Annotated in this window: 17 protein-coding genes and 1 pseudogene; 6 read left to right on the top strand and 12 right to left on the bottom strand. The window is 73.5% G+C overall.

The features are described from left to right. Positions 1-200 precede the first annotated feature (200 nt). Entirely contained in the window at positions 201-3,026 is a 2,826-nt protein-coding gene (locus tag ACFVGW_RS02575; RefSeq protein ID WP_385850418.1) for a SpoIIE family protein phosphatase, read from the top strand. 9 nt (positions 3,027-3,035) lie between these two features. Here the strand turns inward: ACFVGW_RS02575 and ACFVGW_RS02580 are convergent, their stop codons facing one another. Beyond that, a complete protein-coding gene (locus ACFVGW_RS02580; protein ID WP_385850419.1) occupies positions 3,036-5,105 on the bottom strand; it encodes a SpoIIE family protein phosphatase in 2,070 nt (689 codons plus the stop codon). Between the two features lie 180 nt (positions 5,106-5,285). On the opposite strand from ACFVGW_RS02580, the gene ACFVGW_RS02585 reads away from it, so the two are divergent. After that, positions 5,286-7,208, top strand: coding sequence for a glycoside hydrolase family 5 protein (locus ACFVGW_RS02585; RefSeq protein WP_385850420.1), 1,923 nt, complete (start codon positions 5,286-5,288; stop codon positions 7,206-7,208). Between the two features lie 3 nt (positions 7,209-7,211). Here ACFVGW_RS02585 and ACFVGW_RS02590 read toward each other — a convergent pair whose 3' ends face one another. Both ACFVGW_RS02590 and ACFVGW_RS02595 read right to left on the bottom strand, forming a co-directional pair. Then, complete coding sequence (locus ACFVGW_RS02590) at positions 7,212-8,393, bottom strand: aromatic amino acid transaminase (RefSeq protein WP_383219809.1); 1,182 nt, start codon at positions 8,391-8,393, stop codon at positions 7,212-7,214. Next, entirely contained in the window at positions 8,386-9,327 is a 942-nt protein-coding gene (locus tag ACFVGW_RS02595) for a DMT family transporter (protein WP_385850421.1), read from the bottom strand. The genes ACFVGW_RS02590 and ACFVGW_RS02595 overlap by 8 nt, the downstream gene beginning before the upstream one ends. A gap of 193 nt (positions 9,328-9,520) precedes the next feature. Here ACFVGW_RS02595 and ACFVGW_RS02600 point away from each other — a divergent pair, with 193 nt between their 5' ends. Further along, complete coding sequence (locus tag ACFVGW_RS02600; RefSeq protein WP_352189086.1) at positions 9,521-9,982, top strand: Lrp/AsnC family transcriptional regulator; 462 nt, start codon at positions 9,521-9,523, stop codon at positions 9,980-9,982. 13 nt (positions 9,983-9,995) lie between these two features. Here the strand turns inward: ACFVGW_RS02600 and ACFVGW_RS02605 are convergent, their stop codons facing one another. From ACFVGW_RS02605 to ACFVGW_RS02615, 3 genes are all read right to left on the bottom strand, one after another. Then, positions 9,996-10,514, bottom strand: coding sequence for an O-acetyl-ADP-ribose deacetylase (locus tag ACFVGW_RS02605; protein WP_385850422.1), 519 nt, complete (start codon positions 10,512-10,514; stop codon positions 9,996-9,998). Between the two features lie 7 nt (positions 10,515-10,521). Beyond that, a complete protein-coding gene (locus ACFVGW_RS02610; protein WP_383295625.1) occupies positions 10,522-11,943 on the bottom strand; it encodes a phytoene desaturase family protein in 1,422 nt (473 codons plus the stop codon). 64 nt (positions 11,944-12,007) lie between these two features. Then, positions 12,008-12,844, bottom strand: a complete 837-nt coding sequence (locus ACFVGW_RS02615) for an inositol monophosphatase family protein (RefSeq protein WP_385850423.1) — start codon at positions 12,842-12,844, stop codon at positions 12,008-12,010. Between the two features lie 122 nt (positions 12,845-12,966). On the opposite strand from ACFVGW_RS02615, the gene ACFVGW_RS02620 reads away from it, so the two are divergent. Next, positions 12,967-14,022 (top strand): biotin/lipoate A/B protein ligase family protein, encoded by a 1,056-nt coding sequence (locus tag ACFVGW_RS02620; RefSeq protein ID WP_385850424.1) that lies wholly within the window; start codon positions 12,967-12,969, stop codon positions 14,020-14,022. Between the two features lie 250 nt (positions 14,023-14,272). Here the strand turns inward: ACFVGW_RS02620 and ACFVGW_RS02625 are convergent, their stop codons facing one another. The 6 genes and pseudogenes from ACFVGW_RS02625 to ACFVGW_RS02650 form a co-directional block, all read right to left on the bottom strand. Next, entirely contained in the window at positions 14,273-15,718 is a 1,446-nt protein-coding gene (locus ACFVGW_RS02625) for an amidase (RefSeq protein ID WP_385850425.1), read from the bottom strand. Between the two features lie 132 nt (positions 15,719-15,850). Then, a complete protein-coding gene (locus tag ACFVGW_RS02630; RefSeq protein WP_383219796.1) occupies positions 15,851-16,342 on the bottom strand; it encodes a flavin reductase family protein in 492 nt (163 codons plus the stop codon). Positions 16,343-16,344: 2 nt separating this feature from the next. After that, positions 16,345-17,322, bottom strand: coding sequence for an iron-containing redox enzyme family protein (locus tag ACFVGW_RS02635; RefSeq protein ID WP_385850557.1), 978 nt, complete (start codon positions 17,320-17,322; stop codon positions 16,345-16,347). Between the two features lie 201 nt (positions 17,323-17,523). After that, positions 17,524-17,757 (bottom strand): annotated as a pseudogene (locus ACFVGW_RS02640) (CDGSH iron-sulfur domain-containing protein); the annotation flags it as partial. Next, complete coding sequence (locus ACFVGW_RS02645; protein ID WP_385850558.1) at positions 17,741-18,421, bottom strand: HemK2/MTQ2 family protein methyltransferase; 681 nt, start codon at positions 18,419-18,421, stop codon at positions 17,741-17,743. The gene ACFVGW_RS02645 and the pseudogene ACFVGW_RS02640, both read right to left, overlap by 17 nt. A 358-nt stretch (positions 18,422-18,779) precedes the next feature. Continuing rightward, entirely contained in the window at positions 18,780-19,169 is a 390-nt protein-coding gene (locus ACFVGW_RS02650) for a helix-turn-helix transcriptional regulator (RefSeq protein WP_385850426.1), read from the bottom strand. A gap of 170 nt (positions 19,170-19,339) precedes the next feature. On the opposite strand from ACFVGW_RS02650, the gene ACFVGW_RS02655 reads away from it, so the two are divergent. Both ACFVGW_RS02655 and ACFVGW_RS02660 read left to right on the top strand, forming a co-directional pair. Beyond that, positions 19,340-19,723: a hypothetical protein gene (locus tag ACFVGW_RS02655; protein WP_385850427.1), complete on the top strand. Its 384-nt coding sequence runs from the start codon at positions 19,340-19,342 to the stop codon at positions 19,721-19,723. A 161-nt stretch (positions 19,724-19,884) separates the two neighbouring features. Continuing rightward, the gene (locus tag ACFVGW_RS02660) at positions 19,885-20,178 is read left to right on the top strand and encodes a hypothetical protein (RefSeq protein ID WP_383219790.1); all 294 of its coding nucleotides are present in this window, start codon (positions 19,885-19,887) and stop codon (positions 20,176-20,178) included. The last annotated feature ends 11 nt before the right edge of the window (positions 20,179-20,189 follow it).

The raw sequence follows: 20,189 nt of genomic DNA on the forward strand, positions 1-20,189 counted from the left end.
CATGGACCTTTCCGCTGGGCGGGCCCGGTCCGGGTCCCGCGACTCGCCCCGCCTCGATATCCCGCCGACACTGGAGCAGCATGGAAGAAGCGGATTCCCGACGCCGCCGGCGGGCCGAGGAACCGAGGAAGTGGACGGGTGAGTGCAGAATCCCTGACGCCAGCAGCTCCGACGACAGCCGAATCACCGAGAAGCACCCCATGAGCGGACGGCTTGGCCACCGGCCCAAGGGCCTGGGGCTGCGCAGCGTCGCCGGGCAGGTGTTCGCCCTCCAGGCGGTCATCGTGGTGCTTCTCGTCACCGTGGGTGCGCTGGCCCTGATCTTCCAGGCGCGCTACGACACGGAGCGTGACGCCCGGAACCGGTCCCTCGCCGCGGCGGAGGCGTTCGCGCACGCTCCGGGTCTGGTGGACTCCCTGCGCGCCCCCGACCCGACCGCCCTGCTCCAGGCGCGGGCCGAGAGCGTCCGGCGGGCCTCGGGCCTCGACTTCCTCGCCGTGATGACCCCGGACGGGATCCGCTACACCGACTCCCGGCCCGAGCTGATCGGACAGCGCTCCACGGGCGACTTCACGCGCGCCCGGGAGGGCGAGTCGTTCACGGAGGTCTTCCACGGGGAGCCGTCGGACGCCGTCCGGGCGATCGTTCCGGTCCGCACGGACGACGGCGACATCGTCGGCCTGGTCAGCACCGGTATCGAGGTCGAGAACGTCGGCAACGTGGTCGAGGACCAGGTGCCGCTGCTGCTCGGTACGGCCGCGGGAGCGCTGGTGCTCGCGGTGGGCGGCGCGGCGCTGGTGAGCCGGCGGCTGCGGCGGCAGACGCACGGCCTGGGCCCGGTCGAGATGACCCGGATCAACGAGCACCACGAGGCCGTGCTGCACGCCGTGCGCGAGGGGGTGCTCATCATCGACGCGGACCTGCGGCTGCTGCTCGCCAACGACGAGGCCCGCCGGCTGCTCGACCTGGCTCCCGACGCCGAGCAGCGGCACGTGAACGAGCTGGGCCTCGATCCCCGTACCGCCGCGCTGCTCTCCTCCGGACGGGTCGTCAACGACGAGGTGCATCTGGCGGGCGACCGGCTGCTCGCCGTCAACGTACGGCCCACGGCCCCGTATCGCGGGCGGCCCACCGGCACCGTGATGACGCTGCGCGACTCGACCGAGCTCGCCACGGTCTCGGGGCGGGCCGAGGTGGCCAGGGGACGGCTGCAGCTGCTGTACGAGGCGGGGGTGCGGATCGGCACCACCCTGGACGTGGTGCGGACGGCGGAGGAGCTGTCGGAGGTCGCCGTTCCGCGGTTCGCCGACTTCGTCACGGTGGAGCTGCTCGAACCGGTGCTCCGCGGCGAGGAGCCCTCGGGCGCGTTCACCGAGATGCGCAGGACGGCGCTGACGGGCGTCACCGCCGAGCATCCGTTCCAGCCGGTGGGCGACCTGATCCGCTGCATCGTGCCGACCACCCCCATGGCGATGGCGCTGGACAGCGGTCACGCGGTCCTGGTGGAGCAGCTCGACGAGGCCGACGGCTGGCGCGCCCAGGACCCCGCGGGCGCGGCCGAGGCACTCGCCTACGGGCTGCATTCGCTCGTCGCCGTGCCGGTGCTGGCCCGGGGAGTGGTCCTCGGTATGGCGAACTTCTGGCGGGCCGGGACGCAGGAGCCGTTCGGGGAGGAGGATCTGACCTTCGCCGAGGAGCTGACCGCCCGCGCCGCGGTCTCCATCGACAACGCCCGCCGGTTCACCCGTGAACACGCGATGGCGGTGGCCCTCCAGCGCAGCCTGCTGCCGCGGATCCTGCCGGACCTGTCCGCGGTGGACGTCGCGTACCGCTATCTGCCCGCCAAGGCCGGGGTGGGCGGCGACTGGTTCGACGTGATCCCGCTGCCGGGCGCACGGGTGGCACTGGTCGTCGGCGACGTCGTCGGGCACGGGCTGCACGCGGCGGCGACGATGGGGCGGCTGCGCACGGCGGTGCACAACTTCTCCACCCTGGATCTGCCGCCGGACGAGCTCCTGGGCCACCTCGACGAGCTGATCGACCGCATCGACCGGGTCGACCGCGGATCGGACGGCGAGCCGGCGGGCGGATCGGGGGGCGGCTCCGAGGGCTCGGACCGTTCGGACGCCGGCCGTACGGCGGAGGGCTCCTCGGCCGCGGACGGCTCGGCGGAGGGCAAGGAGGGGAGCGAGCGGATCACCGGCGCCACCTGTCTGTACGTGATCTACGACCCCGCCGACGGCCGCTGTCTCATGGCCCGGGCCGGGCACCCGGGGCCCGCACTCGTCCACCAGGACGGCCGGGTGGAGTTCCCCGAGCTGCCCGCCGGGCTGCCGCTGGGCGTGGGAGGCATGCCGTTCGAGACCACGGAGCTGTACCTGCCCGAGGGGAGCCGGCTGGTCCTGTTCACGGACGGCCTGCTCGTGGACCGCGACCGCGACTTCGACACCGGTCTCGGGCTGCTGGCCGAGGCGCTGGCCACGACCGGCCACAGCCCGCAGCAGGCCTGCGGGGACGTGCTGACGACCCTGCTGGGACCCGCGCCGGACGACGACATCGCCCTGCTGATCGCCGACACCCGCCGACTGGAGCCCGCGCGGATCGCGGAGTGGGACGTGCCGCCCGATCCGGCGGACGTCTCCCGGATCCGCAGCGCGGGCGCGGCGCAGCTTGCCGCGTGGGGCCTGGACGGCATCGCGTTCACGGCGGAGCTCATCCTGAGCGAGCTGATCACCAACGCGATCCGGTACGGCGCCGAGCCCATCCGGGTCCGGCTGCTGCGGGACCGCAGGCTGATCTGCGAGATCTCCGACGGCAGCAGTACGGCTCCGCACCTGCGCTACGCGGCGACCACCGACGAGGGCGGCCGTGGCCTGTTCCTGGTGGCGCAGTTCGCCGAGCGCTGGGGTACGCGCTACACCCAGCGGGGCAAGGTCATCTGGGCCGAGCTGCCCCTGACCACCGGGGATTCGGAGCTGCCGGCCCTGACTCCCGATCTGGACGCGCTGGAGGACCTCGCCTGGTGAGCCGGTGGGTCACGGTTCCCGGGATCCGGGCGTGGTGCGGGCGAGCAGGACGGCGACGTCGTCCCCCGGGGCACAGGGCAGCAGCTGTTCGAGGATGTCGTCGCAGAGCCGGCCGAGCGGCTGTTCGAGGTGGAGCAGTACCTCGGCGAGCTGGTCCATGCCCTGGTCGAGATCGCGGTCCCTGGCCTCGATGAGGCCGTCGGTGTACAGCACCAGCAGGCTGCCGGGCGGGAGCAGGAGCTCCTCGGTCCCGAACTCCTGCCCGCCGGTGCCGAGCGGGGTGCCGGGCGGGCCCTCCAGGAAGGTGATCGCCCCGTCGGCCGTGGCGACGGCCGGTGGCGGGTGACCGGCCCGGGCGATGACGACGCGGTCGGTGGCCGGGTCGTGGACGGCGTAGACGCAGGTCGCCATCTCGTCCTCCCCCACGTCGGCGACGACCGCGTCGAGCGAGCGGAGGAGTTCGGCGGGCGGCACGCCGTGCCGGGCGAGGGTCCGTACCGCCGTACGGAGCTGGCCCATGACGGCCGCCGCGTGGATGCCGTGGCCCATGACGTCGCCGATGACCAGCGCCGTCCGCCCCTCGGGGAGGGGGATGACGTCGTACCAGTCGCCGCCGACGTCGTGGTCGCTTGCCGGGAGGTAGCGACCGGCGAGCTCCAGGCCGTCGACCGTGGGCAGGGCGTCGTTGGTGAGACTGCGCTGGAGGGTGAGGGCGGCCTCGCGCTGGGTGGTGTACATGCGGGCGTTGTCGATGTTCAGGGCCGCGCGGGCGACGAGTTCGTCGATGAGGACGAAGTCCTGCTCGTCGAAGGGTTCGCGCTCGTTGAGCCGGGTCACCGTGACGGCGCCGAGCACCGTGCCGCGGGCGACGAGGGGCACGAGTCGCGCCGATCCGATGTGGGACTCGAAGTAGGCGCGCAGGGGTGCGGTGCGGGGGTCGGGGAAGAGCGTCGGGAGGTCGGAGTGGTAGAGGTTCAGCGGCAGGGCGGCGTTGATGACCCGCTCGTACACGGTGCCGAGCGGGATCTGGAAGGTCTGTCCCGGGGTGAGCAGTGCCGTGGGGGCGGTGGGGTCGGGGAAGACGGCCGCGAGGCGGCGGAGCAGGCCCTGTGTGGCGGCCGCGTCGTCGGGTTCGAGCACGGCTTCGAGCAGCTGTACGTCGGCCGAGTCGGCGAGCTGCGGCACGAGGACCTGGACGATCTCCTCCGCGGTCTGGAGCAGGTCGAGGGTGGTGCCGATCCGGGTGCCCGCCTCCGCGAGGAGGGCGAAGCGGCGCCGGGCCCGTTCGGCCTCGACGAGGGCCCGCTGGCCCTCGGTGATGTCGATGAGGGAGGCGATCACCCCGAGCCGCCGGCCGGAGCCGTCGAGGAGTGGGGCGTACGAGCAGGACCAGGTCCGGTCGTGGTCGGGGTCCGCCGGGGTCCGGCCGGTGCGGCGGACGTCGACGGAGGCCCGGCCGCTGTCCAGGACCTCGCGCATCGTGGCTTCGAGGGCGACGGCGTTGACGCCGGGCACGACCTCGGTGAGCCGCCTGCCGACGTGCTCGGCGGCCGAGACACCGTTCATCCGTGCCAGGGCGTCGTTGACGCGGATGAAGCGCAGGTCGGTGCCGAGGGTGCCGAGGCCGATCGGGGACTGGGTGAAGAGGCTCTGGAGCGCGGCGAGCGAGTCCCGCATCCGCAGGACCTCGGAGGTCTCGACGGCGATGAGCATGGCGCCCGGCCGCCCCCGGGGGTCGACGTCGGGGACGATCCACATCTCCATGGTCACTTCGTGACCGTCGCGGTGCCGTACGGGAAGGGTGCCGACGACGGTCTCGCCGGACTGGACGCGTCGTGTCAGCTGTCCGGCGAGCTCCCGGTTGACGTCGGGCACCAGGATGGGCGTCGCGACTCGTCCGAGCACGTCGTCGGGGCGGTATCCGAGCAGGTCCTGGGCGGCGAGCGACCACTCGACGACCCGCCCGTCGGCGTCCTCCCGCCACAGGGCGATCGGCAGGAGTTCACGCAGGACACCGGCGTAACCGATGGCCGCCGGTGGTCGCTCCGGCGTCTCGCTCGGCGACTGCGTAGTGTCCAACGATCCGACCTGTCCCCGGGGGGTGCCTTCCTACCCGATCACCCTAGCCGAGCCCTCGGCGCGGGGCCCTGCGGTACGGCTCCGGACGGTGGTGCGCCCGTTTCGGCCAGGGGGTTCCACCGTGGGCAACCCGCCGGTAACTTGGCGCCGCCCACTCCCCCACGGCATGGCAGGTACCCGATGCAGAGCTTGTTACGTACGGTCCGAGGCGCCCTTCTGGTGGGCGCGCTGCTGGTCCCCGCCCTGCCGGGCGCCGCGACGGCGCGGCCCGCCCCGCCCCCCGGCGCACCGGCCGCCACCGCCGCCACCGACTGGACGCCGCCGCTGTCCACCCGCGGACGGCACATCGTCGACGCGAACGGCGACCGCTTCCGGCTCCGCTCCGCCAATTGGGACGGCGCCCAGGGCTCCTGGAACGGCTCGGGGGACATCGCCGACCCCGCCAACCACCACGCGGGACAGAACGCCCACGGCATCCCCATCGGCCTGGACCGCGCCCCGCTGCCCGCCCTTCTCGCCGACTTCCGCGCCCTGGGTCTGAACAGCATCCGGCTGCCCTTCTCCAACGAGATGCTGCGGGCGACTGCTCCCGTGCCGGACGGCGCCGTCGCGGCCAATCCGGACCTGCGCGGCAGGACCCCGCTCCAGGTCTTCGACGCCGTCGTCGCCGCACTCACCGCCGAGGGCTTCGCGGTGATCCTCAACAACCACACCGTGACGACCCGTTGGTGCTGCGGCGTGGACGGCAACGAACGCTGGAACAGCAGCGGCCAGTCCACCGCCCGGTGGGCGGACGACTGGGTGTTCATGGCGAAGCGCTACCGCGCCAACCCGCGGGTGGTCGGCGCCGACCTGTACAACGAGGTCCGCCGCGACGTCTGGGACGACCCAAACTGGGGCCTGGGCGACAACCACGACTGGCACGCCGCCGCGCAGGAGGCAGGCGACCGGATTCTGGCCGAGGCCAACCCGGACCTGCTGATCGTCGTCGAGGGCATCAACTGGCAGGGCATTCCGGTGGACGGTCTCCCGCACGGCCGCCCCACCCTCACCCCGGTCCGCACCCTCTCCCACACCCTGGTGGTGTCGGGCAAGCTCGTCTACTCGGCCCACTTCTACGGCTACACGGGCCCGAACCACAGCGGCGCCACGGGCATCGGCGAGACCAGCGACCTCCGCTACCAGGACCTCACCCGCGAGCAGCTCCGCCGGACCGTCCACGACCAGGCGCTGTACGTCTCCGCCGAGACCGGCCGGCACTTCACCGCCCCGGTCTGGGTCAGCGAGTTCGGCATCGGCGCCGACGAGGCGAACAGCCGCCCGCGCGACTGGTTCCGCAACCTGACCGAGCTCTTCACCGACGCCGACGTGGACTACGCGTACTGGCCGCTGGTCGGCTGGAGCGGTGGCGGCGGCGGGGACAGCTGGGCGCTCCTGAGATACGACTCCGAGGGCCGGCGGAGCGGGGTCCTCGACGCGGGCGACTGGCGCACGCCGCTGTGGACCGGGCTGACGGACGCGCCCGGCCGCACCGGAGCCGTCCCCCTCACGCCCTCCTGGTACCAGCTGACGACCGACCACCGCGACCACAACGCCTCGCTGCGCGTCCGGGCGGGCGGGGACTGGGACAGCGGCGCCCGCAAGGCCGTCTGCCCGGACGGCTCCCGGCTGGCCGGGCTCAGCCACACCGGGGGCCGCGGGCTCTGCGCGAGTTCGGGCCTGCGGGCCGGCACCGGCGGCCACACGGTCGTCCGCGACGAGTCGTACGTCCCGGCGGGCGGCGACTGGGCCACCGGCTACACCAAGTTCCAGTGCCCGGCGGGCGGGTTCCTGATCGGCTACAGCGTGCGCGGTGAGCGGGTCTCCGCCGCCCTGTGCGCTCCGGCCCGTACGGCGCTCCCGGCGGGCGGCGGCCGGACGGTGTGGTTCGACCGGGGGGACAACCGCCCGGCGGGGGCACCGGGCGGGGAGTACGCGAGCGGCCACTACAAGGGCCAGTGCCTGCCCACCGAGTACGCGGCCGGCATCGCCTTCACCACCCGGTTCGGCTCCCGGCCCTCCCCGGCCGCCCTGCTCTGCCGCCCGGCGCCCCCGGAGGCGTAGCGCTCAGAGCGCGGGAACGGCGCGGGGTGTCTCCAGAGCGGCGGCGATGCCCTGCGCCAGGAACGGGATCCGGTGCGCGCAGACGCCCGCGATGTTGATGCGGCCCGCGTTCGTGCCGTAGATGGCGGACTGCCGGCGCATCCGGCGCATCTGCTCCGGTGTCAGCGGCAGCATGGAGAACATGCCCTTCTGGCGCCGGAGCGAGGCCGCCGCGTCCGGGCACCCGAGGGCGTCCAGGTGCGCCACGAGGTCCGCCCGGTTGGCCGTGATCCGTCCCCGCATGGCGTCGAGCTCCTCGCGCCAGACGGCCCGCAGCCCCGGGTCCTCCAGGACGGTGGCGACGACGGCCGCGCCGTGGTCGGGCGGCATGGAGTACATGACGCGCGCGGCGTTCTGCAGGGCCGTCTCGACGTGCCGGAGCGTCTGCCGTGAGGGGCCGAGGACGATGGCGCATCCGGTGCGGTCGCTGTAGAGGCCGAAGTTCTTGGAGCAGCTGACGGCGATCAGCACCTCGGGCAGCCGGTCGGCCAGCATGCGGGTGGCCCACAGGTCGGCGTCGAGGCCGTCGCCGAGCCCGTGGTAGGCGAGGTCGACGAAGGGGACCCAGCCGTGTGCCGCGGCGAGTCCGGCCAGCGCCTCCCATGTCTCGGCGTCGGGGTCGATCCCAGTGGGGTTGTGGCAGCAGCCCTGGAGCAGGACGACGTCGCCCCGCCGGGCGGCGCGCAGGTCGTCGAGCATGCCGTCGCCGCAGCCGTACGTCCGGACGGAGAGCCCGGCGCCTTCCAGGATGGGGCGGTGGTTGACGTACGCGGGGTCGCTGATCCACACCGTGGTGCCGGGCCGGGTCTGGCGTACGAGGTCGGCGAGGAGCCGCAGGGCGCCGGTGCCCGCCACGGTCTGGACGGCCGTCGCGCGCGCGGTCCTGGCCTCGGTGCCGAGGACCGTGGAGAGCATGGCCCGGTTGAAGGCGGTGTGGCCGGAGAGTCCGCGGTACTCCTTGGAGTCGGAGCGGTCCGCGAGGCGTATCTCGGCCTCCTTGACCGCCGCCATGACCGGGGTGACGCCGTTGTGGTTGCGGTAGACGCCGAGGACGAGGTCGAGGCGCTCGGGGCGGGGATCGGCGGCGTACTCGGCCGACAGGTCCCAGAGCGGGTCGACGGGCGGGGCGGCGAGAAGCTCAAGCATCGGCGGAGACCTCGGTTCGGGTGCGGGGGCGGCGGTTGGCGAGTGCGACGCCGAGGGTGATGAGGGGGACGCCGATCAGGACGGGCAGGGTCGGCGACTCGTCGAGGAGGGGTACGGCGAGCAGGACGACGGCGACCGGGCTGAGGCTGCCGACGACCGAGCTGCGCTCCGGGCCGAGTCGGCGGATGGCGAACGCGTACAGCAGTCCGGCGCAGAGGCCCACGCCGAGACCCTGGACGACGAGGAACAGCGCGATGTCGGACCCGGCCGCGTGGGCGATCCCGGTGGGCAGGACGCCGGTCAGGACCAGGAGGGCGATCACGGCGAAGGAGGGCAGGCAGAGGAGCCCGATGGAGCCGACGGGGTCGAGGTCCACCTCGCGCAGGCCCACGGTGTACAGCGCCCACAGTCCGCTGGCCACCAAGAGCGTTCCCGCGCCGAGCAGGACGTCCGCGTCCAGCGCCGCCGTGTAGCGCCAGACCAGGGCCGCGACTCCGGCCACGATCAGGGCCAGGCCCGCCGACTGCGTACCGCGCGGGGCGCTCTTGCCGCCGGCGACCATGAGGGCGGAGACGAAGAGGGGGACCATGCCGGGGACGATCGCCCCGACGAACGCGGCCGACGTCAGCGAGCCGCCGTACATCGCGGCGAGGAAGAACGGCACGCCCGCACCGCAGACGATCTTGAGGGCCGGACCGGGGCGGACCGCGGCCAGCCGGCGCCTGCGCCGCCACAGGGCGGGCGCGAGGACGACGAGGGGTACGCCGAAGCGCAGCAGCGCGGCGTCGGCGGGCAGCAGCGTGGAGGCGCTCAGGGCGCGGGCGCTCAGGGCGAACGCGGCCCAGATCGCCACGGTGAGGAGCAGGGCCACGAGGCCCACGGCCTGCGGCGAGAGCGCGCTCCCGGTCGGGCCGGCACGGTGTGCCGGCTCCACGGGCGGTGCCCCCGCCGTTCGTATCCCGCCCACCGGAGGTCCTCCCGCTCGTCACCACTGTTTCCCGCAACGGTAGAGCTTGCGGCGAGGCAGCCGATTGCCAGTTATGCCCTCCAGCCCTAGCGTGGGAGCAGAATCTGCCAAGGATCGGCGGAGCGGTGCGGGATACGACGAGGGAGCGACGTTGGACGCGGTGGACTTGCAGATCATCCACGAGTTGCAGCAGGACGGCCGGCTGTCCAACCAGGATCTCGCCGACCGGATCCGGCTCTCCCCCTCGCCGTGCCTGCGCAGGGTCCGCCGGCTGGAGGAGGCGGGGCTGATCCGCGGCTACACGGCCATGGTGGACCAGGTCGCCTTCGGGCTGCCGATCACCGTCTTCGTACGGATCCGGCTGGAACGCCACACCGCCGAGGCCGTCAACGTCTTCGAGCGCCACGTCGGCCGGATCGAGCACATCCAGGACTGCTATCTGATGGCGGGCAGCAGCGACTACCTGCTCAGGGTCGTGATCGAGAGCCTGGAGGCGTACGAGTCGCTGGTGCGCAACCGGATCCACGCCATCCCGGGCATCGCGTCGATCGAGTCCAGCTTCGCCTTCGGCAGCGTGAAGCAGTCCCGGATCTATCCACGGCCCGGCGCACCGGTGAAGTGAGCTCGGGCGAGGCTCAGCCGACGGCGGCCTCGAAGGCCGCGTACGCCGCCCCGTCGAAGAGGACGAACCGCACCTCGGCGACGGACGTGGCGGCGGCCCGCACCGTCTCGACGGCGATGCGGGCGCCGTCGTCCATGGGCCAGCCGTAGATCCCGGTGGAGATGGCGGGGAACGCGACGGTACGGGCGCCCAGCTCGTCGGCCACCCGGAGCGACTCGCGGTAGCAGGAGGCCAGTTGCGCGGAGCGGTCCTCATCCCGGGACCAGACCGGGCCCACGGTGTGGATCACCCAGCGCGCGTCGAGCCGGCCGGCCGTCGTGGCGACCGCCCGGCCGGTGGGGAGCCCGCGGCCGTAGTGGCCGGCGCGGAGCTTGCGGCACTCCTCCAGGACGGCGGGGCCGCCCCGGCGGTGGATGGCGCCGTCGACGCCGCCTCCGCCGAGGAGCGAGGAGTTCGCCGCGTTCACGATCGCGTCGACCTGCTGGTCGGTGATGTCGCCGCGGACGAGGACGAGGGTCGGTTCCGTACTCATACGGCCATCATCGCCCTGCCCGGCGCAGTCTGCGCCAGACCGCCTTGGCCGCGTTGTGGCCGGACATGCCGTGTACGCCGGGGCCCGGCGGGGTGGCGGAGGAGCAGAGGAACACGGCGGGGTGCGGGGTCGCGTACGGGAAGAGGGACAGCTTGGGACGCAGCAGCAGCTGAAGGCCCCGGGCCGCACCGCAGGCGATGTCGCCGCCCACGTAGTTCGCGTTGCGGGAGGCCAGTTCGGGCGGCCCGGCCGTCGCGCGGGCGAGCACCCGGTCGCGGAAGCCCGGGGCGAAGCGCTCGATCTGACGCTCGATCGCCCCGGTGAGGTCGCCCTCCCAGCCGTTGGGCACATGGCCGTACGCCCAGAAGACGTGCTTGCCCTCGGGCGCGCGGCTCGGGTCGACGAGGCTGGGCTGCGCGGTGATGAGGAAGGGCGTGCCGGGAGCCGTACCGGAGGAGGCCTGGTCCAGAGCGGTCCCGATCTCCCGCATGCCGGCCCCGATCTGGACCGTGCCGGCCTCGCGGGCCTCCTTCGCCGTCCAGGGCACGGGGCCGTCGAGCGCGTAGTCGACCTTGAAGACGGCCGCGCCGTAGCGATAGTGGTCGTACGCGCCGCCGAACCCGGCGATCCTGGCGAGTGCGGTGGGCGAGGTGTCGAAGACGTAGGCGCGGGCCGGCGGCAGGTCGTCGAGGCGCTTGACCTCGTAGTCCGTGTGGACCGCGCCGCCGAGCGCCTTCAGATACGCGGTGAGGGCGTCCGAGATCGCCTGGGAGCCGCCGCGGGGCATCGGCCAGCCGCCCTCGTGCGCGGCCAGTGCGAAGACGAGACCGACCGCCGAGGTGGCGAACCCGCCCAGCGGGGCGATGACATGGCCGACGAGCCCGGCGAAGAGCGCACGCGCCTTGTCGTCCTGGAAGCGGCGCATGAGCCAGGTGGACGGTCGCAGTCCGTCGATGCCGAAGCGGGCGAGCGTGACGGGGTCCCGGGGCAGGGCACTGAGCGGCAGGGACATGAAGTCCCGTGCCAGGGTGTCCCACTTGCCGAGGTACGGGGCGACGAGTCGGCGGTACGTCCCGGCGTCGCGCGGCCCGAGGGACGCGGCGGTCTCGGCGACCGACCGGGAGAGCACGGCGGCCGTGCCGTCGTCCCAGGGGTGGGCCATGGGCAGGCGCGGGTGCAGCCATTCGAGGCCGTAGCGGTCGAGCGGCATCGTCTTGAAGACGGGCGAGCCGACCCCGAGCGGATGCACGGCGGAGCAGGGGTCGTGGCGGAAGCCGGGGAGGGTCAGCTCCTCGGTCCTGGCGCCGCCGCCCACGGTGGACTTGGCCTCGAACACGGCGACGGAGAGCCCCCGGCGGGCCAGCTCCACAGCGGCGGTCAGTCCGTTGGGGCCCGCCCCCACGACGACGGCGTCGAGCATCGATGGCACAGTCGGACTCCTTCGTCAGCCGATGGCCAAGGCTTCCAGGATATTTCCTGGGCGCCCACGGCCCTCACCGCCCCCGCAGCAGTGTCCGGATCCGGTCGGCGGTGGCCTGGTCGCGTGCCGCGGTGAACGGCAGCGCGTTGCCTCCGGTGATACGGAACGGCTCGCCCGCGAGCGTCGTGTGCGCGCCGCCCGCCTCGGTCACCAGGAGCAGCCCGGCCGCGTGGTCCCACGAGTACTCCCACGAGAAGGCGATGCCGTCGAGGAGGCCCTTGGCCACGTCCAGATACTCGAGTCCGGCCGAGCCGCAGGGGCGTGCGCGCACGCCCTCGGTGTCGAGACCGAGCAGGGCGCGCTTCTGGTCCTCGGTCGTGTAGTCGGGGTGGGAGGTGGCGACGTCCAGGACGGCGCCGGGCGCCGGTGAGCCGGAGCGTATCGGCTGTCCGTTGAGCGTGGCGCCGCGTCCGCGCACCGCGATCGCCATCTGGTCGAGGGCGGGCGCGAACGTCCAGGAGGCGAGCAGCTCTCCCCGGTGCGCGAGCGCGACGAGGGTGCAGAATCCGGGCTCTCCGCGCACGAACTGGCGGGTGCCGTCGACGGGATCGACGATCCACACCGGGGCGTCGCCCTGCAGGGCGTCGTACACGGCCGGGTCGGCGTGGACGGCCTCCTCGCCGACGACGACGGAGCCGGGCAACAGCTGCGTCAGGGACGCGGTCAGGTGCTCCTCCGCGGCCCGGTCGGCGATGGTCACCAGGTCGTGCGGCCCGTTCTTCTCGACGATCTCGTGCGCCGCGAGCTGCCGGAAGCGCGGCGTGATCTCGGCTGCGGCCGCCTTGCGGACCGCCTCCTCCACCTCGGTCGTACCGCCGGAGAGGACGTGGTCAAGGAAGTCATCGATCATGCGACCAGCTAAGCACGACGCTCTGACATTCCGGGAGACCGTCCCTTAACCCTCCGTTTCCCCACGGAGTACGCTTTGGACCGGTTCACCCCTTACGGGGACATCGGGGCGAGGGAGGGTCCGTGCACGGCGAGTACAAGGTTCCGGGCGGAAAGCTGGTGGTCGTCGACCTGGAGGCGCGAGACGGTGTCCTCACGGACGTCCGGGTCGCGGGCGACTTCTTCCTGGAGCCGGACGAGGCCATCCTCGCCATCGACCGCGCGCTCGAAGGCGCGCCCGCCGACACCGACGCGTCCGGCCTCGCGGCCCGGATCGACGCGGCGCTCCCCCCGGGCACGGAGATGTACGGCCTCACCACGGAGGGCATCGGGGTGGCCGTCCGGCGGGCCCTCGCGCACGCCACGGACTGGACCGACTACGACTGGCAGCTGATCCACGAGCCGCCGCAGCCGCCCGCGCTGCACATGGCCCTGGACGAGGTGCTCACCGCCGAGGTCGCGGCCGGCCGCCGCCCGCCGACCCTGCGGGTCTGGGAATGGGGCGCTCCGGCCGTGGTGATCGGCAGCTTCCAGTCGCTGCGCAACGAGGTGGACCCGGCGGCGGCGGAGCGGCACGGCATCGAGGTGGTGCGCAGGATCAGCGGCGGCGGGGCGATGTTCATCGAGCCCGGCAACACCATCACGTACTCGCTCTCCGTCCCCGACGCCCTGATCCAGGGGCTCTCCTTCACCGACAGCTACGCCTATCTGGACGACTGGGTCCTGGGCGCGCTCGGCGACATGGGCGTCAAGGCCTGGTACCAGCCCCTGAACGACATCGCGACGGACGCGGGCAAGATCGCGGGCGCGGCACAGAAGCGGATGGTGGCGGGCGAGGGCGCGGTCCTGCACCACGTGACGATGGCGTACGACATCGACGCCGACAAGATGACGGACGTGCTCCGGATCGGCCGCGAGAAGCTCTCCGACAAGGGCACCAAGAGCGCGAAGAAGCGGGTCGACCCGCTCCGCCGGCAGACGGGCCTGCCGCGCGAGGCGGTCATCGAGCGGATGATCGGCTCGTTCCGGAACCGGTACGGCCTGACGGAAGGCGTCGTGACGGCCGAGGAGATGGCGCTGGCGAAGGAGTTGGCGGCGTCGAAGTTCGCGACGGAGGAGTGGACGGCCCGGGTCCCCTAGGCACGTCTCAGCCGCTCGGCGGCGATCGGTCGGCGCGGCTCGACCCGCCGCCACGTCTCAACCGGTCGGCGCGGCTCCTCCGGCCCGCGCGGCTCAACCGGTCGGCGTGGCTCGACCGGTCAGCGCGGCTCTTCCGGTCGGCGCGCTCAGCCGGCCCGCGCGGCTCAACCGGTCGGCGCGCTCAGCCCGTCGGCGCGCCCAGCCGGTCGGCGTGGCTCGACCGGTCGGTGCGCTCAGCCCGTCGGCGCGCTCAGCCGGTCGACGCGGCTCGACCGGTCGACGCGGCTCCTCCGGCTCCGGCGAGTTGGGGGCGGTGGGCGAACCACTTCCGGTCGTCCTCCAGTTGGGCCGCCAGCGAGACCAGGAGCGGTTCGCTGCCCGCCGGGCCGAGGAGTTGCGCGCCGACCGGCAGGCCGTCCGGCGTGAAGCCCGCGGGGACGTTGACGCCCGGCCAGCCGAGGACGTTCCACGGCCAGGCATAGGGGCAGGCGGACGCCATCGTCAGATCGGTGCGCCAGGCCGGCATCGTGTCGAAGGTGCCGATCCGGGGCGGCGGAACCGCCGTCGTCGGGGCGATCAGGACGTCGTACGTGTCGAAGAGCGCGCCGATCCTGCGGTGTTGGTGCGCCTCGCGGGCGCGGGCGGCGCGCAGGGCGCGTCCGGCGAGGCGGCGGCCGTTGCGCGCGGCGCTGCGGGTCCGCGGGTCGAGCAGCGCGGGCTGGGGGTGCCGGCCGGCGTATTCGGCGATCCCCGCGGTCGCGCGCGGCAGGAAGCTCAGCCCGATGAGCCCGTAGCGCGGGCGCGCCTCCTCCACCGTGTGGCCGAGCCCGGCGAGCGCCTCGGCGAGATCGGCGACGGCCCGCCGCACACCCGCGTCGAGGGGGTTGTACGTGGCCGTGAAGGGCGCGCGCCAGGCGAGCGCGATCCTCAGCCGGCCGGGCTCCCGGCGCGCCGCGGCCGAGGCGTCGACGGCGGTCGGCTGGAAGCGGTCGCCGGGATGCGGCCCGGCGACCGCGTCGAGGAGCAGGGCGGCGTCGCCGACGGTCCGGGCGAGCGGACCGTTGACGGTGAGGCCCTGGAAGCAGTCGTCGTACGGGTGGACGGAGACCCGGCCGCGCTGCGGCTTGATGCCGACCAGGTGGGTCCAGGCGGCGGGTATGCGGATGGAGCCGGCCCCGTCGGAGCCGAGGGCCGCGGGCACGACGCCGGCGGCCACGGCCGCGGCGGAGCCTCCCGACGAACCGCCGGGGGTGTGAGCGGTGTTCCAGGGATTGCGGGTGGCACCGAAGGCGGGGCCCTCGGTGAACGGCCACTGGCCCAGTTCGCAGGAGTTGGTCTTGCCGACGATCACGGCTCCGGCGGCCCGCAGCCTCCGGACGGACTCGCCGTCCTCGGCCGCGTCGGGGATGTCTCCGGCGCAGCCGAAGCGGGTGGGCAGCCCGGCGACGTCGGTGTCGTCCTTGACGGCCATCGGTACGCCGAGCAGCGGCAGCCTCTCGCCCGCGGCGAGCCTGCGGTCGGTGTCGGCGGCCTCGGCGAGGGCGGCCTCCGGCCGGACGCAGCGGAAGGCGTTGAGGGTGGGCCGCGTGGCCTCGATCCGGTCGAGCGCGGCCTGGACGAGGGCGGTCGAGGTGACCGTCCCCTCCGCCAACCGCCGTGCCTGTTCGGCCAGTCCGGTGTAGTCGCCCGCGGTCACGGCAGCCCCCTCCTCGCTTCGGCTGCCGGAACCCTACTGGAGCGTAACTTCGCTGTCACCACCCGTCCGGTACGCCCACCACGCGAACCTCGCGAACTGGACGGGCGCTCCGGGCGCCGGGGTTCGGCGATCTCAGGCCGGATGTCCGGGTGTGAAGTCCACCGCGTCGCTCAGCCGGATCAGGCCCGCGTCCGGGTCCCCGGGAGGGCTCTCGGAGACGGGCGACAGAAGGAAGCCGACGTGGTCTCCGCCGTCGAGCCGCGCCTCCACCCGGCCGACGAACCAGGCGACGCAGTCGGCGAGGACGGGCACTCCCCCGTACGCGGAGGGCGAGAAGGAGGCGCGCGCGAACTTGTCGACGCGGTCGCCGGTCTCCTCACCGAACAGCCTCGCCGTCTCCCGCTGTCCGGGGCCCAGGGCGTGGACCGCGAGGAACTCGCCGCGGCAGGCGACCCGGTAGGTGTGGTTCTCCCGCGACAGCCAGGCGACGAAGCGGGGCGGACGGAGGGAGCAGGACGAGGCGAACCCGACGAGGCAGCCGGCTCGCTCGCCGTCCGGCGCCGCGGTCGTCACCACGCACAGGGGGTGGTCGAGCAGCGCGGTGAAGGCGTCCAGGCCGGCCACGGTCAGCTTCCCGTCCGTCGCGGGTCCTGCGCCAGGGGGACCCGCAGCGCGGAGCGTCCCCGGTCCCACGACTCCCTCAGAAACGCCGCCAGCCGGTCCTCCAGCACGACCGTCGCGGCGCAGCCGAAGACGACGTCGGCCTCCAGGCCGGGCTCGTCGGCGAGCAGTCCGCCGACGACCTCGCGCCGTACGACCTGTTCGTGGACGGCGTCGGCCTCGACGTGCTCGGTGTAGAACCGCTCGGCGGCCGGCCCCGCGCCGCAGCGGCGCATCGCCCGTGCCATCCGCCGTGAGCCGGGCGAGGAGGTGACCTCGACGCAGCCGAAGTGGCCGACCAGCGCCCCGCGCAGGGCGCGGTGCAGACCGAACAGGGACATGAGGTTGACGGTGGCCAGCAGGGGTGCGGGCGCGTGGTCCACATACCTGCCGTAGGCCGGGTCGAGGCCCAGGTCCTCCATCAGGTCGGCGAAGAGCCGTGCGTGGATGTCCGCGGCCCGCCCCGCGCCGAACTCGTCGTACTCGATCGCCACCATGCCGGCCTTGGCCCGTCCGGTCAGCCGGGGAATGACCCACGCGTGCGGGTCGGCCTCCTTGAGGTGGTAGAGCGAGCGCAGCGCCGCGTACTCCCGCAGGTGCCGGAGCTCGCCGTCGGTCTCGAGGAAGCGGCTGACGCTGCCACCCAGGTCGACGGGCTCTTCCAACAGCGGCGCGAACACCTCGTCGACCGAGCGGTCGCCATCCGGCACTTCGGTACGCAGGGCGTGCAGGAACCGGGTCTCCAGGCCCTGCCTCAGCCGCAACAGGTCGGGATCCCATTCACGCGCGTCGTCCACCCCGTCGAAGCCCCGGTAGTGGAGCTCGTACAGCAGATGGAGCGCGAGCTGGAGGTCCTCCCCCCAGGGGTCGGCCGTCAGGAGGGACCGGGGGTCGTATGCCGGCGGGGAGCCCGTACGCAGGCAGTGCCGTACGGCCTCGGACAGTTCCCCCCGTGCCTGGGGAAGGACGGGCCCGCCGCCCGGCCGCCGCCCGGTGACTGCGGGTGCCGACGTCGGCGACGCGGCCGGGCGGAGGTCGGGGCCTGGGCGTTCGGGTGTCGAAGGCCCAGAGCCCTGCGGCTCGGAGCCCTGCGGCTCGGAGCCCGGCGGCTCGGCGCCCGGCCGCCGGCGATGTCGATGGCTGGTGTCGCACCACGGCTGGGTCCGGCTGCGGCGGCACGTGCACACGGCCACCATGAACCGGTCCGACCGGACCACGGTGCCGTCGTCCCGTACGGTCTCCACCGGCCCCTCGACCAGCACCGGCCCCCGCGGGTCCACGGCCACCCGTCGAGGAGACGGGCCCGCCGAGGCATCATTCGCCCGGTCGGGCTCGGGAACACGCTCGGGTTCGGGGTCGTGCTCAGGCGCGTTGCGCACGGATGATCACCAGTTCCTCCCGGTCCTCGCCGCCTCCGGCAAGCCCCTCGCTCTCCAGCCAGGCGCGCCGCGAGTGGAGCACCGGACCCCAGGGGATGACGGCGCGCCGTGTCACGCGCGCCTGCAGGCCCACCCGCCGCAGGCGCTGCACTGTGGTGGCGGCGCCGTTCAGCTCCGAGTGGACGAGCAGGAGAACGCCGCCCGGCGACAGCAGGGCGGGGGCGCGCGTGCAGATCCGGTCGATGAGCTCCCGTCCGTCCGGCCCCGCGTCCCACGCCCGTGCGGCGCCGTGCGACGGCAGCCGGGCGCGCGGGGACGGGACGTACGGCGGATTGGCCAGGACGAGGTCGAAGCGGCGGCCTCTCGTGCGGGCCGCGAAGTCCCCGTGCAGCACGCGGAGCGTCAGCCCACGTCGCAGGGCGTTGATGCGGGCCGCGACGACGGCCTGCAGCGAGACGTCGATCGCGGTGACGTGCGCGCCGGTGGCGGCGGCCCTCAGCGCGAGAGCGCCCGTGCCGGTACCGATCTCCACGACGTGCTTCTCCGGCCCCAGCCTCTCGTGGCGGAGGGCGTCGGCGAGCAGCCGCGTGTCGGCCTGCGGGCGGTAGACACCGGGCAGCGTGACGAGCCGCTCGGGCCGGCTCCTCGAAGATGAGGCGGTCAGGGACACCGGGCACCTCCGACATAGTGGTCGATCAGCACGGCGGCTTCCCCGAACCCCGGAACATATCCCTGACGACCTCGGCCGCACCCGGGTCGTTCCGGCCATGGACTTCCCGCCCGAAGGCATGGCGGAGCCGCGCCAGGACTACGCCGACAGGCCTCCGACGCCGGGTCCCGGCCGGGTGCCGGTGGACCCGGACGACATGCGGCACGGTTGACCTCGCGCGGGCGGTCTCGGGGTCGCACCCGATCGCCTCGGGTGCCAGAGGTGGCCGCCGGCCTTGCGGGGTCGGCGGCCACCTTCACCTGTCGCGCTACACCTCTCGCGGTCCACCTGTCGCGCCATGCCCCCGGGGCCCTCACGTCTCGCGGTCGGGCCGCAGGGGGTCTCGCGTCCGGCCGGGGCCGCCGCTGCCCGTCCCGGCCGCGACCGACGGCCCGGGGTGCACCGGGGCACTCAGCAGATCGAGGAGGCCGGCGATCTCGTGCCCCGCTTCGGCGGGGTGGCGGAACTGGGCCTTGGGGTTGATCTCGTAGCTGTTCCGTCGGCCGTCCACCCCCCGCGTGCGGGTGACGTACCCGTCCGCCTCCAGATCGGCGACGATCGCCTGCACGGTTCTCTCGGTCACCCCGCACTCGGTGGCGACGTCCCTCAGCCGGATCCCGGAATCGCGCGAGAGCATGAGGAGCACCCGGGCATGGTTCGTGAGAAACGTCCAGCTCGGGTGGTGGCGTGCACCATCTGCCATGACGTACGTGTGCCCGCCCTCGCCGAGGTTAATGCTATATACGTCCTGTTTTTCACGTATTCCTTGACGTATGTCGAAGGGGCGGGGCACCATGATGAATGGGAGCGCCCCACGGAATCCGACCGGCCCGGGCGGCACTCGCCGCCCCGCAGACCTGCTGGAGGTGCACGATGACCTCCGACACCCGCCGATACGCCCCCTGCGCGGTATGCGGATGCCCGCTCGGCTCGCGCTCGCACAACGGCCGCGCACCCGATTCCTCGTACGTCGACCCCGACGATCCCCTCCACGACGGCCAGCGCCCCCTGCGGGCCTGCAGTGTCGAGCATCTGGCGCTGCTCGAGGAGGAGCTGAGGGGACGGCCGTACCACGACGCCGAACTGTGGTTCGCGAAGATCACCCGTGCCATGGGCCGGCACCATCAGGGCCTCAGCATGGCGGCCCTCAGCCAGGAGACCGGACTCGACCAGGCACAGCTCGAAGCCGGGGCCCTCTGGATCACGCACCTCCCCCACGCCTCACGTCACGAGAGGCGTCACGGCGACGCCTCCTGACCTGCGGCACCGGCGCGACGGTCCGGACCGCGTGCCGCCCGGCAGCGTGCGGGAACCCCTGTTTCCTCGGACAATGACTCGTTGATGGCCTACGCCGATCCGCCCCGTCGGGCGTGGGACGTCCCTCCCATCAGGGACGCCGGCACAGAAGGAGACCGTCAATGCTGATCACCCACGCCATCGAGGACGGCGTCCTGCACGTGACGTTTCTGCGCGACCTCGATGTCAGCAGCCGGGCGGCGGCCTCCCTGGAGACCGAGGCGCTCGTGCACTCCCACCGCCCACGCCACGTGCGTGTGCAGCTGCCCACCCGCGATCCCTCGGCCGCCTCGCTGAGCGCCCTCACGCGCGCCCGGCGGCTCTGCGAGCACCTGGGCATCCCTCTGACCGTGGTCGGCCCCACCCGGCTCTCCACCCCGGACACGGGCCCCGCACCTTCGGGCGCCGCCGCCTGAGCCCCGGCCGC

Origin of the sequence: Streptomyces sp. NPDC127129 (assembly GCF_042671585.1) — a bacterium.
GTDB lineage: Bacteria > Actinomycetota > Actinomycetes > Streptomycetales > Streptomycetaceae > Streptomyces.